Origin of the sequence: Streptomyces roseochromogenus subsp. oscitans DS 12.976 (genome assembly GCF_000497445.1) — a bacterium.
Taxonomy (GTDB): Bacteria; Actinomycetota; Actinomycetes; order Streptomycetales; family Streptomycetaceae; genus Streptomyces; species Streptomyces oscitans.
In genome coordinates, this window is the sequence record NZ_CM002285.1 from 8,988,245 (window position 1) to 9,001,057 (window position 12,813).

Consider the following 12,813-nt stretch of genomic DNA (forward strand, 5'->3'; position numbering starts at 1 on the left):
TTTGGTCGTGGTTCTTCCGCGCGACAGCGTCGGCCGCTACTCATGTCCCGTTCGTTGTGCACAGTCAGGCCGTGGGGCCCCCGGCCCTCCACGGCATCCTCACCAACGGGACGAGGTACCACGTATGCGACTGCGCTGGAGATCCCTCGGCGGGCTGCTCGCCCTCCACGGCGCGCTGATCGTCGCCGCTCCCGCCCCCGCCCAGGCGGCTGGCAACAGCGGCAACCTCATCGTCAACGGCGATGCGGAGAGCGGCGGTTACTGCACCAGTGACTGGGCGGCCGCCACCACGGTGCCCGGCTGGACCACCGAAGCCGGCGGCCCGAACGTCATGTGCCACTCCGTCGCCTCCTTCGGGCTGCCCAGCGACGGCAAGACGCCCGGCAAGGCCTTCTTCGCGCCCGGCAACTTCGGCGACGGCGCGATGACCCAGACCGTGGACGTCTCCTCCGCGGCCACGGCCATCGACGGCGGCGGAGTGCACTACGACCTCTCAGGCTGGCTCGGCGGCTGGACCACGTACAGCGGCCATGTCGCGGTGAGCCTGCACTTCCACGACGGCGGCGGCCACCCCGTCGGCGCCACCGCCGAACTGCCCACCGTGTCCGCGAGCGACAGGGGCCAGGCCACCAAGTTCCTCTCGCGCAGCGCCACCGGCGCGGTCCCGGCCGGCACCAGGTCCATCCAGGTCGAGGTGCAGTTCCTGTCGACGAGCAGCGAGACGGGCTACCTCGACAACCTCTCCCTGACGCTGGACACCCCGGTCGCCGCACCTGCCCCGCTCACCCCGCCCGCCTCCAAGGTCCCGGGCTACGACCACGTGTTCATGGTCATGATGGAGAACACCGACTACTCCCAGGTCATGAACGACCCGGCGGACACGCCGTACATGCACAGCCTCATGGGCCAGGGCGCCACGCTCACCGACTTCCACGGCGTCTACCACCCGAGCGACGAGAACTACCTCGCCATCGCGGGCGGTGACACCTACACCAAGGGCGCCACGTACTTCCCGAACATCAACTCCCCGGAGCGCAACCTCGGCGACACCATCGAGGACGCCGGCAAGACCTGGAAGGCGTACGAGCAGGGCATGGGCACGCCCTGCAACACCAAGAACAACAACGACAGTTACTACGAGCCCGACGACGCGCCCTTCATCAACTACACCGACATCAGCGGCAACGCCTCCCGCTGCGCGGCCCACCTGTTCGACACCACACAGCTCACCAGCGACCTGAAGTCCGCGGCCACCACCCCGGACTTCTCCTGGATCGCCGCCGACGACTACTACGACGGCGAGGCCTCCGGAAACGGCAACGCCACCAGCCTCAAGACGCAGGACGGCTGGCTGAAGCAGACCCTCGCCCCGGTCCTGTCCTCCCCGGCCTGGACCCAGCAGCGCTCGCTGCTCGTCCTCACCTGGGACGAGAGCTCCGGCGAGGCGTACAACCACATAGCCACCACGGTCGTCGGCTCCCAGGGAACCGTCCCGGCCGGCACCAGCAGCCCGGCCCACTACGACCACTACGGCATCGGCCGCACCATCGAGGACGCTCTCGGCCTGCCCGGCCTCACGGCCAACGACACCTACGCGACCCCGCTCAACGACGCGTTCGCCCCGTCCACCGCGACCCAGCCGACGCTCACCGGCGACCTCAACGCGGTCGCGGAAGGCGGCAACGTCACCTTCCGCTACTCGGTGCCGTCGGCGGTCCAGGTGAGCGCCAAGAACTGGATCGGCATCTACCCGGCGGGCGTCACCCCCGGCAAGCAGTCCTCGCTCACCTGGTCCTACGCCCCGAACGCCAGCGGAGCCCTCACCTTCCCGACCGGGAAGCTGAACGGTGCGGGGACGTACGACGTGTACTACCTCGCCAATGACGGTTACTCGGTCCTGGCCGGACCGTTCTCCCTGACCGTCGGCTGACCGTCCTGCGAAGGACACCGGGACCACGCGCCGCCGCCCGGCGGAACAGCCCACGGACTCTCACCCCGTGGCCTGCTGATTCCTCCGTCATATCCAGGAGGCCGGCGCGTGGGCCCGGTGCTCGGGCTGAAGCCGTCACCCGGCGCTCTTTGCTCACAGGCCCAGGGCGATGGCCACGCGGGTCAGCTCGGCCGTGTTGGTGATGTTGAGCTTGGCCCGGATCCGGCGGAGGTAGGCGTCCACGGTGTGGGTGGACAGCCCCATGTGGCGGGCGGTCTGGAGATATGTGCGGCCGGCGGCGATGTGCCGGAGCGTCTCCCGCTCGCGCGGAGCCAGCGCGGGGGCGGGGGCCTCGGTGTGCGGCGTGGCGAGAGTGGCGCTCATGGTGCTGTCCTCCGGCGAGGTATCTGACCGTTTAGGGCGTTTTGCCCTTGTTGCTCCAGATTGCTTGCCGGACGTCATGGCGCTGTCCGTCGACTGTCACAGGCGTGTCACAGGGAACGGACCATGGTTTACCGGAGATGATGTACGGGACGTGGTCTACACCACTCCTGGTCCGGGCCCGGCGAGACCGGCCCGATGGGCGCACAGGGCCGCCTGGACACGGTTTTCCAGGCCCAGCCGGGTCAGGATGCGGTTGACCCGGCTCTTCACGGTCGCCTCGCTGAGCCCCAGATCCGCGGCGATCTGTGCGTTGGACAGCCCCCGCGCGACCAGTACGAGGACCTGGATCTCGCGCTCGGTGAGCGCGCCGGTCTCCGGATCCGGGGCCGGTGCGGGGGAGAGGAGGGAGGGTGGCAGCGCGGTGACGGTGTCGATCAGCCGCCGGGTGATGCCAGGGGCGAGCACGGACTCGCCGTCGGCCGCGGCGCGGAGGGCCTCGGCGAGCTGGTCGGGCCGGCTGTTCTTCAGCAGGAAGCCGACGGCCCCGGCGCGCAGCGCCGCGTGCACGTACTCGTCCAGGTCGAAGGTGGTCAGCACCAGCACCCGTGGTACCGGCCCCGGGCCGGGCCAGTCCCGGACGATCCGCCGGGTCGCCTCGACGCCGGTCGTGCCCGGCATCCGTACGTCCATCAGCACCACGTCCGGCCGCAGCGCCACAGCCTGGGTCACGGCCTGGTCACCGTCGGCCGCCTCGCCGACGACCGCCAGACCCTCCCGGCGGCCGATGACCAGCCGCAGCGCGGTCCGCACGATCTCCTGGTCGTCCACGACGACCACGCGTACGGTCATCCGTCCCCCTGAGCCGATCCCGGATCCCGCGCGTACAGAACCGCGCGCAGGCGCCAGCCGCCGTCCTGATGTGGCCCGGCGTGCAGTTCCCCGTCGAAGGCCGCCACGCGTTCCCGCATGCCGACGAGCCCGCGCCCGGCGCCGGGCACCGGCCGGTGGCCCGGGGCCGGTGCGTCGTTCTCCACCTCGATCGTGAGGCGCGCCTCGTCCCCGCGTACGGCGATCCGCACACCGACCGGACCGGCGTGCTTGACCACGTTGGTCAGCGCCTCCTGGACGACCCGGTAGGCCGAGACCTGCATCCCGGCCGGGAGCGCGTTCCCGGCGCGTGCCTCGGTGACACGGCTGACCCGGCACCCCGCCGCCGTCGCGACACCGACGAGCAGGTCGAGGTGGTCCAGGGACGGCTCGGGCGCGAGTGCGCGTTCGTCGAAGGACAGCAAGCCGAGCAGCCGCCGCATCTCGGTGAGCGCCGTGTCGGCGGTCCGCGCGATGAGGCCGACACCGTGTGCGGCCTCGCCCGCATCGGGCGCATCGGAGGTCAGTACGTCCTCGGCGGCGCGTGCCTGGAGGGCGATGGCGCTGACGTGGTGGGCGACGACGTCGTGCAGGTCGCGGGCGATGCGGGCCCGCTCCGTCAGCACGGCCTGCCGGGCGTTGAGCTCCTGTTCGGCCGCGAGCCGCCGGTTGAGTTCGCGCAGCCGTTCCGCGTCGGCGCCGATCCTGCGCCGTCCGTACCCCAGCAGCCAGGCCACGGCGAAGAAGAACACGAACGTCGTGACGCTGAGCGGCTCCAGCGAGCCGGGACGGGGCGGCTCCCAGTGCCCGGTCAGGGCGTCCGTGACGGCGGTGGTGGCAAGGCAGAGGAGGGTGAGCGGCCCGCTCGCCGGCGCCGGTGCGCACCGGGCCACGGCGTACACGCCGATCATCAGCAGGAACGGCCGGGGACCTTCCCGTGGATCGGGCCGAGTGCCTGGAAGAGGACGTAGAGCACGGTCATCGCGACGAGGGCGGTCCGCGGACGCGTCCGGCGCCACAGCAGCGGCACGGTCTGCGCGCCCCGCAGTGCCACACCCCAGCCGGGCGGCCGCGGTGTCCGGTCCAGCACCGTGACCACGTCGAGCAGGGTGAGACCGCCGACCCACAGCGCGTCCGTCAGGCGTGGTCGGCCGGCGAGCCGGCGCTGTGCGGCTAGGGGCAGGGTGTTCACCTGGGCGCTCATGTCGGTTCGTCAGGCTAGACGACACCGAGGGCCGGGCGGATCCGCCGCTGGGCGCGCATCGAAAGATGCGTCACCGCACCGAGGATCGGCACCGGGCCCGAGGCGCGGCCGGCGCCCGCCGCCCTAGCGTCCCGAGCATGACGAACACAGCCGTACCTGCCCCGACCCACCCGACGGCACAACCGCCCGCGCCGCCGGCGCCGGCCCACCGGCACACGTGGCTCCTCCTGCCGCTCGGCACCGGGACGATGCTCTTCGCGGTCGGCGGCCGGTGGGACATCGCGGTCGCCGCCTGGATCTTCCCCGTCCTGCTCCTGCGCTTCACCCGGCTGAGCCGCGCCTGGTCCGGAGCGCTGTGGATCTGGCTGGCGCACCTCGGGGCCGCCGTCTTCTGGGTCCAGGAGTCGGCGATCGGCTTCAACGCCCTGGTGTTCGCCGGCGCCCTCGCCCTGGCCGCCGTACAGACGCTGCCCTTCCTGGCCGACAGGCTGCTGGCGCACCGGCTGCGACCGGCGCCGGCCGCCCTGGTCTTCCCGGCCGGTGTCGCCGCCGCCGAGTTCCTGATCACCGTGGTGTCTCCGTTCGGCACGGCCTACGGCTCCCTGGCCGTCACCCAGCACGCGGACCTGCCCCTCCTCCAGGTCGTGTCGGTCACCGGCCCCTGGGGCATCGGCTTCCTCATCGGCTATGTCGCGAGCACGGTCAACCGTGTCTGGGACCGCCCCTCCTGGCGCGGTGGCCTCGTCTGCCTCGCCGTCCTGCTGAGCGTCCTGGTCGCCGGCGGTGCCCGGCTCGTCTTCTTCCCGCCCCAGAGCACGACCGTACGGATCGCCGGCGTCAGCCCGTCCCGCACCGTGACCGAGCGGCTGCGGACCACGCTCGACCGGTACACCGACGGCCAGGGCGGCGTCGCCGCAGCGCCCGTCGCGGCGGTGCGGCCCGCGATGACGGCCGTCGAGGACGACCTGCTGGCCTCGACCCGCCGTGAGGCCGCCGCCGGCGCGAAGATCGTGATCTGGCCCGAGAACGCCGTCAGGACCCAGGAGTCGCAGGAACCCGCCGCCATCGCCGCAGCCCGGGCCCAGGCCCGTCGTTCGGGCATCTACCTGGAGATCGGAGTCCGCGTCTACAGCACCACCGCACCCGCCTACGGCCGGGACGAGGCGCTCCTCATCGACCCCCGCGGCACGGTCCTGTGGACCTACCAGAAGGCCCACCCCGTCCCCGGTTCGGAGCGGTACACGCCCGGCGACGGCCAGGTGCCGGTCGTCCGCACCCCGTACGGCCGGCTCGCCGACGTCATCTGCTACGACGCGGACTTCCCGGCCCTGATGCGGACCCGGGCCGACATCATGCTCGTGCCCGCGCACGACTGGAAGGAGTACGGCGGGGCGCACACCGCCAAGGCGGCCCTGGCCGCCGTCGAGGGCGGCTACTCCCTGATCCGTCAGGACGCGGAGGGCGTCTCGGCGGCGTACGACGACGAAGGCCGCGTGCTCGCCACCGCCGACTACTTCGCGACCGGTCAGCAGACCACGGCCGCCTACGTGCCCGTGCGGGGCGGCACCACGGTCTACGACCGCGTCGGCGACACCTCCGCCTGGCTCTGTCTGGGAGCTCTGGCGGCGATCACCGTCACCGCCCTGGTCCGACCCCGCCGGTGACCGCGGCGCAGGCCCACGCGGCGGCCTGGCGTGCCGTCCGCTCCACCAGGCAGACCCCTTCGCTCATCGAGGCACTCCCGTTCGACAGGACCGCGACACCGGAGGCGGTGCGCTGCAGCCGGCCGTTCTTCAGGGCGGGGAACCGGAGGCGCCGGCGGCCGTGTTGTCGCTGCGCTGGATCACCTGACGCCACTGACATCACCGACGCCACCAATGGGGCGCATTGCGCCGTGCGGCTTGGTTGTGCGGCGGCGTGTACGCGCGGCCGGATCCGGTGCCTCGCCTATCGTCGGCCAGACACCGACATCCGGAGTGATAATGGAAAAAACGGATGAAATGGTTGGCGCGGCCCGAAGTGTGGCGGCCGCGCCCGTCGGTTCGCCGCCCGTACGCCGTCTCCGGCCGTGGCCGCTCGTCGCCGCCCTCGCGCTCACGGCCGGCGCGGCGGCCGTCCTCCTCCTCGCCGGCACGCGGTGGCTGAACGAGTCGGCCGTCCAGGCCTGGCGCACCGTCTGTCTGGCCATCACCGTCCAAGCGCTCCCCTTCCTGCTGCTCGGCACCGCTCTGTCCGGCGCCATCAACGCCTTCGTGCCGGCTGAGCTGTTCACGAAGATCCTGCCGAAGCGAGCCGCCCTCGCCGTGCCGGTCGCCGGCGTCGCGGGAGCGGTGCTGCCGGGCTGCGAGTGCGCCTCGGTCCCGGTCGCCAACAGCCTCATCCGACGGGGCGTCACCCCGGCTGCCGCCTTCGCCTTCCTGCTCTCCGCGCCCGCCATCAACCCCGTCGTACTGACAGCCACCGCCGTCGCCTTCCCCGGCAACCCCGCGATGGTCGTCGCCCGGCTGCTCGCCTCGCTCGCCACGGCGGCCGTGATGGGCTGGCTCTGGCTCTGGCTGGGCAAGGAGAAGTGGCTGCGGGGCATCCTGCGGCACGGGCACACCGGGCACCGGCACGGCCACAGCCGCTGGAACGAGTTCCGGCTCGGGTTCCAGCACGACTTCCTGCACGCCGGCGGCTTCCTCGTCCTCGGCGCCATGGCCGCCGCCACCTTCAACGTCGCCGTGCCGCGCTCCGTCCTCGACACCTTCTCCGGTTCACCCTGGCTCTCGGTGCTCTTCCTGGCCGGGCTCGCCGTGCTGCTCGCGGTGTGCTCGGAGGCCGACGCCTTCGTCGCCGCCTCGCTCACCGGGTTCTCGCCGACCGCGCGGCTCGCGTTCATGGTGGTCGGGCCGATGGTCGACCTGAAGCTGATCGCCCTTCAGGCGGGCACCTTCGGACGGGCCTTCGCCTGGCGGTTCTCCACGGCCACCACCGTGGTGGCGGTCACCGCGAGCGTCCTGATCGGAGGCGCCCTGCTGTGAAACGCCCTGCCCAGACCCTCCTTCTGACGCTGACCGGCATCGGCCTGCTGCACACGGCCCTGTTCACCGACACCTACCTGCGCTACGTCAAGGCCGGCCTACGGCCGCTGCTCATCGCCTCCGGCGTCGTCCTCCTGCTGCTCGGCCTGGCCGCGGCGGCACTCCGGGGCGAACGGCGGCACGCCCCTCACGACGACCACGGCCAGGAACACGACCTCGGCGACGAGCTTGGAAACGCACACGGTCACGACCACTCCGGCGCCCCGCGCATCGCCTGGCTGCTGTTCCTCCCGGCGCTCAGCCTGCTCTTCTACGCGCCGCCCGCCCTCGGTGCGTACACGGCCGCACGCTCGGGCAGCAAGCCGGTGGCGGTGCAGAAGAAAGGGTTCGCTCCGCTGCCCGCGATCTCACCGCTGCCCCTGACCCTCACCGACTTCACCAAGCGCGTCCAACAGGACCGCAGCCGGGCCATCAAGGGCCGTATCGTCCAGCTCACGGGCTTTGTCACGCCGGCCGAGGACGACGACGGCTGGTACCTGACCCGGATCATCTTCACGTGCTGCGCGGCGGACTCACAAAGCGTCAAGATCCGGGTGTACGGCACTGACGCACCGCCCGCGAACACCTGGCTCGCGGTGACCGGCACCTGGCACCCCCGGGGCGCCCTCGGCACCAGGACCGCGCAGGCCGCCCTCGACGTCAAGACCGCCCGCCCCACCGCCCAGCCGGTGAACGCCTACACCGACGACCTGCCGCTCACGCCGTCGTAGCCGCCGTACCGGACCCGACCCCGTCCGTGAGGAGCACGCCCGTGACCAGGTGGGGGCGGATGCGCACGGCGTGGTCCAGATCCTCGTACGGCGCCCAGGGGGCGAGCAGCGTACGGACCCGGGCCAGGTCGACGGGGTCCGTGACGAGCCGCGCGTAGCCCGTGACGACCACGCTCCAGCCGAGGTGCGTGTCCGGATCGATCGCGTCGGCCTCGTAGGCGACCACCACCCCCTTGCCGCTCTCCTGCCCCGCGTGCGCGGTCAGCGCCGCGCCCTCGTGCGTACGGATGACGATGTCGCCGTCGTCCAGGACGTGGTTGACCGGGCGGACGGTGGGCAGCGCCTGCCGGGTGAAGACGATCCTCCCCAGCGACACGGTGCCCAGCAGTCGCAGTGCCTCACCGGGACCGAGGTCGATGCGCCGGTGCGGCGGCTCTTCGTGACGGATCATGGCTGGCTTCTTCGCGGGTGCGTGACGGTCTCCTCGCCCCTCCGCCCCCCAGCACGTGCGGTGCCCTGCCGGGGGGCGGAGCGGCACCGCGGGGGAATCGGCGCCGCTCCTGATGCCCACTGTCGCGGATCCCGCGCCGTGCGCCCAGTGCCCTTCGGCCCCCGGCCGCAGGGCCGGATGTCCCGGCCTCGCTGGTCACAACGGGTCCGGCGGCACGTCATCGGGCGTGGCTTCGGCACTCACCCCGCTACTGCCCGGAATGAGGTGCACGATGGTGGAGTGAGAGTGCATGGCCGGGTTCGGGAGACCGCCCCGACCGCGCTCATCCGCCCGCCCGGCGTGAGCCCGCCCGGCGAGGCGGACGCGGAGTGTGCGGCGAAGCCGCCGGTGCGCGAGAGGAGGCGGTGACGATGAACCGAACACCTCCCACGACGGTCGCCCGGGTCCGGCTGTGGCGCTGGCGGCGCAATCCGCTCAGACGGCACAGCGACGTCGTAGAGGCCTGGATAGTCCTCGCGACCTGGGTGCTCGCCGTCCTCGGCGGCGCGGTCGCCGGACTCGGGGCGGCCCACAGCGCCGACGCGGCGTTCGCCGCCCGGCAGGCCCGGGTGCACTCCGTGTCCGCCGTGCTCACCGACAGCGCGGCGAGCAGCCCGACCTCAGGGACCGGCTACGACGACGGCCAGGTCTGGGCCACCGTGCGCTGGACGGACACCCACGGCACCGTGCACACCGACCGGACCAAGGTCCGGCCTGGCACCCCCGCCGGATCCCAGGTGACCGTGTGGACCAACCGTGCCGGCCAGGTGGTCTCCGCGCCTGTCACCGGCGCCGCGGCGGACCTCCAGGCAGCCCTCACCGGCGCCCTCGTCGCCCCCTCCGTCGGCGCGGCGGTCTGGAGCGCGGGCTGGCTGGTCCGCACCCGGCTGATCCGGCGGCGCATGGCCGAGTGGGACGAGGAGTGGAAGCAGATAGGGCCTCGCTGGGGCAACCTCAGCGGCGGACGAGGCTGAGGGCGGAAAGGGCCACCCGCTTCTCGCGGATCCGGATTGCGCGGTGCACGGCACTCGGGCCGCTTCCCCGCGTCTGTTCTCGGTCCTTCCCGCCACTACCAGCACACCACGGAATCCGTCACCCCACCAGGCCTGGCAGGCCGGATTCGACGCCCCGGGCGCTGGTGACCGAACGCAGCCGACCCGCCGGGAAGCGAACCGGGCACCCGCGCACGCCGCCCGGGCCGGGCGGCCTGGCTACCGCACGGGCCATCGGGAGGGTGGTGCAGGAGCGAACCGCTCAGGCCACCGGGCGCGTGTCCTACTGAGCGCGCGACTGGCGGCGCCTTGAGGGCCGGGAGCAGATCGGCGAGTCGTTCGAGCTGGTCGCGCTGTGAGGTCAGGCGCCCTGTGGACTTCCCCCGCGCCCTGCGCGCCTGCCGCAGCGGCCGCCGCCTCAGCCGGCTCGTCGTCGAGCCGGCGACGCGGGCGGGCACCACCCGACGTCATGCCAGCTTCATCGAGTCCGGCAGGTCCGTGCCCGGCCGCACCGTGGTCGTACGGCTCGCCGAGTCGCTGGAGTTGTCGCTGCGCGAACGCAACGAGCTGCTGCCGGCCGCCGGTTACGCGCCCGCGTACCCGGAGAGTTCCCCGGACGACCCCGAGCCGGCCCCGGTGCGCACCGCGCTCGACCACATCCTGCGCGGGCATCTGCCGTATCCGGCGCTGGTCGTGGAACGGGCCGGTGAACTGACGGCCGCGAACCGGGCGTTCGACGTGATCACCGAGGGCGCGGCTCCGGACCTCGCCGGCACCGGCAAGGACGTCCACCGGCTCGCGTTGCACCCGCAAGGGCCGGTCCCGCGGATCGGCAATCTCGCCGAGTGTGCCCAGCACATCCTGGCCCGCCTGGGCCACCTGCCCGAGCTGCGAGCCGAACTTACCGCCTATGTACCAGAGTTGGAGCCGTCTACCGGCCATCTCGGCTTCGCCGTCCCGCTGCTCCTGCACTCCTCGTTCAGCAGGCTGCGGCTGATGACGACCGTGACGGCCTTCGCCACCGCCGTCGAGGTCACCCTCGCCGAGCTGAAACCGCAGGCGCTCCAGCCGGCCGACCGGCCGCCACAGGAGGCCTGTCGACAGCCGCCGCACAGCGGCCTGCCAGCCAGCGGCTTCCCGGGGGAGCGGCGCCGCCGGCGGCGTGCTCCGGCGCCCGTCCGGTCTCGCCCCTGGCTTCCGCACACCCGGCCGCCTCACCCGAACGGTGGAGCACCCGGCACCCCGCGTCTCGGTAACTTGCCGTGATCGACGCTGGTCAACCGCTGCTGAGGTGCCGCCATGTCCACACCCTCCTCCCCACCCGGCTCGCCCGCCCTCATCGAGGTCGGCCCCGGGGACGACCGCTACGAGGCGCTCCGCCGGGGGTTCAACCAACGGTGGATCGCCACCCCGGATCACATCGTCGTCGCCACGAGCACCGATGACGTGGTGGCCGCCGTGAACGCCTGGCTGGACCGCCATCCGGGCACCGACACCCCGGCCCGCCGGATCACGGCCCGCTCCGGCGGCCACTGTTACGAGGACTTCGTCTGCGGGGACGACGTCGCGGTCATCATCGACGTCAGCGCCATGGACCGGGTCTACTACGACGCCACGATGGACGCGTACTGCGTGGAGGCCGGCGCGAGCAACTGGCACATCGCCACCCAGCTCTACCGCCGCCACGGCCTCGCGCTGCCCGGCGGCTCCTGCTACTCCGTCGGAGCCGGCGGCCATATCTCCGCCGGGGGCTTCGGCCTGCTGTCCCGCCTGCACGGCCTCACCATCGACCACCTGTACGCGGTCGAGGTGGTCACCGTACGAGACCGCACCCGTGCCGCGGTGACGGTCGCACGCAAGGACTCCACGGACGAGTCGCTGCGCGACCTGTGGTGGGCGCACACCGGTGCCGGAGGCGGCAACTTCGGTGTGATCACGCGGTACTGGTTCCGCGACCTGGCTCCGCCCCCGGCCCAGGTGCTGCTGCGTACGATCGCCTGGGAATGGAAGCTGTTCGAGGAGCATCCCGATCGGTTCCGCTCGCTGGTGCACCGCTACGGCCGGTTCTTCCAGGACGAACACAGCGGTGGCGACAGCGACTTCCCGTGGCCGTTCGACTACGAGGACATGTTCACCCTGCTCAAGCTGAACCACCGCAAGGCCGGAAAGGTCGGCCTGATCGTGCAGCTGGACGGGGATCGCGCCGACTCCCCGGACCGGCTGGAACGCTTCCTCGACTATCTCGCCCCGGAACGCGACTACCCGCGCAGCACCCTGGACCGCCGGACGGGTGAGCACCCGGCTCTGGAGGCTCTCTACATCCCGACCCGGCTGCCCTGGCTGACGGCCACGCAGAACCTCAACGAATCCGGTCCGAGCCGCTGCGGCAAGTACAAGTCCGCCTACCACACGGCGGCCTTCACCGAACGCCAGCTCCAGGTCATCTACCAGCACCTCACCGACCCGCGCTACGCCAACGACCAGGCCCTGCTCCAGGTGGACTCCTACGGTGGGCGCATCAACGACATCCCGCCGGACGCCACCGCGGTACCGCAGCGCTCCTCGGTGCTCAAACTCCAGTTCCAGACATACTGGACCTGGGACAAGGACGCCAACTTCGACGGTGTCTACGACTACCTGGACGCCCGCGCCGACCCGAGCATCGCCCAGCCCCACCTGGACTGGATCCGCTCCTTCTACGCCGACATGTACAAATCCACCGGCGGCGTACCGGCCATCGCGCCGTCCGCCGCGCCACCGGCCGGCCACACCACCGACGGCTGCTACATCGGCTACTGCGACGCCGACCTCAGCGACCCCACCATGAACCCGCCCGCCAACGGACAGCCCTGGCACCGCCTCTACTACAAGGACAGCTACCAAAGGCTTCAGGCCACGAAGGCCCACTGGGACCCTCGTAACGTCTTCCGCCACCGCCAGTCGATCCGCCTCCCCGGGACCGACTAGCTCACAGCGGAGTTGCCGCCCGCAGCAGGAGCAGCAGGGTGACCGCGGAGTTGGCCGAGAACATCGCGGAGAGGACGGCCCCGGTGGCCGCGGTCCACAGCGCCAGGCCCACCGTCGTGAAGACGGACGGCCAGGCACGCCCGCTCGGCGCCGGAGCGAGGAGCGCGGCGACCCGCCGAGGGAGCG

General features: G+C 72.1%; 12 protein-coding genes and 1 pseudogene. 7 read left to right on the forward strand and 6 right to left on the reverse strand.

Translation table 11 applies throughout. The features are described from left to right. Window positions 1-124 precede the first annotated feature (124 nt). Entirely contained in the window at window positions 125-1,930 is a 1,806-nt protein-coding gene (locus tag M878_RS88610; protein ID WP_023553251.1) for an alkaline phosphatase family protein, read from the forward strand. Between the two features lie 153 nt (window positions 1,931-2,083). Here the strand turns inward: M878_RS88610 and M878_RS88615 are convergent, their stop codons facing one another. The 4 genes from M878_RS88615 to M878_RS000000100705 form a co-directional block, all read right to left on the reverse strand. Beyond that, the gene (locus tag M878_RS88615) at window positions 2,084-2,314 is read right to left on the reverse strand and encodes a response regulator transcription factor (protein ID WP_023553252.1); all 231 of its coding nucleotides are present in this window, start codon (window positions 2,312-2,314) and stop codon (window positions 2,084-2,086) included. 156 nt (window positions 2,315-2,470) lie between these two features. Further along, window positions 2,471-3,163 (reverse strand): response regulator, encoded by a 693-nt coding sequence (locus M878_RS88620; protein WP_023553253.1) that lies wholly within the window; start codon window positions 3,161-3,163, stop codon window positions 2,471-2,473. Further along, complete coding sequence (locus tag M878_RS92600; protein WP_023553254.1) at window positions 3,160-4,092, reverse strand: sensor histidine kinase; 933 nt, start codon at window positions 4,090-4,092, stop codon at window positions 3,160-3,162. The genes M878_RS88620 and M878_RS92600 overlap by 4 nt, the downstream gene beginning before the upstream one ends. Continuing rightward, window positions 4,092-4,385, reverse strand: a complete 294-nt coding sequence (locus M878_RS000000100705; RefSeq protein WP_023553255.1) for a DUF7134 domain-containing protein — start codon at window positions 4,383-4,385, stop codon at window positions 4,092-4,094. The genes M878_RS92600 and M878_RS000000100705 overlap by 1 nt, the downstream gene beginning before the upstream one ends. 137 nt (window positions 4,386-4,522) lie before the next feature. On the opposite strand from M878_RS000000100705, the gene M878_RS88635 reads away from it, so the two are divergent. The 3 genes from M878_RS88635 (at window position 4,523) to M878_RS88645 (ending at window position 8,178) form a co-directional block, all read left to right on the forward strand. Then, window positions 4,523-6,049 (forward strand): nitrilase-related carbon-nitrogen hydrolase, encoded by a 1,527-nt coding sequence (locus M878_RS88635; protein WP_078630506.1) that lies wholly within the window; start codon window positions 4,523-4,525, stop codon window positions 6,047-6,049. 336 nt (window positions 6,050-6,385) lie between these two features. Then, complete coding sequence (locus M878_RS88640; RefSeq protein WP_245238311.1) at window positions 6,386-7,408, forward strand: permease; 1,023 nt, start codon at window positions 6,386-6,388, stop codon at window positions 7,406-7,408. Then, entirely contained in the window at window positions 7,405-8,178 is a 774-nt protein-coding gene (locus M878_RS88645) for a TIGR03943 family putative permease subunit (RefSeq protein ID WP_023553258.1), read from the forward strand. Before M878_RS88640 ends, M878_RS88645 begins: the two co-directional genes overlap by 4 nt. On the opposite strand, the gene M878_RS88650 is transcribed toward M878_RS88645, so the two are convergent. Next, window positions 8,165-8,629 carry a pyridoxamine 5'-phosphate oxidase family protein gene (locus M878_RS88650; RefSeq protein ID WP_023553259.1) on the reverse strand — a complete coding sequence of 155 codons (465 nt, stop codon included), beginning with the start codon at window positions 8,627-8,629 and terminating at the stop codon, window positions 8,165-8,167. The two genes, M878_RS88645 and M878_RS88650, sit on opposite strands and share 14 nt — an antisense overlap. A gap of 410 nt (window positions 8,630-9,039) precedes the next feature. Between M878_RS88650 and M878_RS88655 the strand changes: the two genes are divergently transcribed. The 3 genes from M878_RS88655 to M878_RS88660 all read left to right on the forward strand — a co-directional run bounded on the left by M878_RS88655 (window position 9,040) and on the right by M878_RS88660 (window position 12,627). Then, complete coding sequence (locus M878_RS88655) at window positions 9,040-9,642, forward strand: Rv1733c family protein (protein WP_023553260.1); 603 nt, start codon at window positions 9,040-9,042, stop codon at window positions 9,640-9,642. 390 nt (window positions 9,643-10,032) lie between these two features. Beyond that, complete coding sequence (locus M878_RS50095; protein WP_023553261.1) at window positions 10,033-10,926, forward strand: helix-turn-helix domain-containing protein; 894 nt, start codon at window positions 10,033-10,035, stop codon at window positions 10,924-10,926. A gap of 33 nt (window positions 10,927-10,959) precedes the next feature. Continuing rightward, window positions 10,960-12,627 (forward strand): FAD-binding oxidoreductase, encoded by a 1,668-nt coding sequence (locus tag M878_RS88660; RefSeq protein WP_023553262.1) that lies wholly within the window; start codon window positions 10,960-10,962, stop codon window positions 12,625-12,627. A gap of 1 nt (window position 12,628) precedes the next feature. Here the strand turns inward: M878_RS88660 and M878_RS50100 are convergent. Beyond that, a pseudogene (locus tag M878_RS50100) lies at window positions 12,629-12,813 on the reverse strand (M56 family peptidase); the annotation flags it as partial.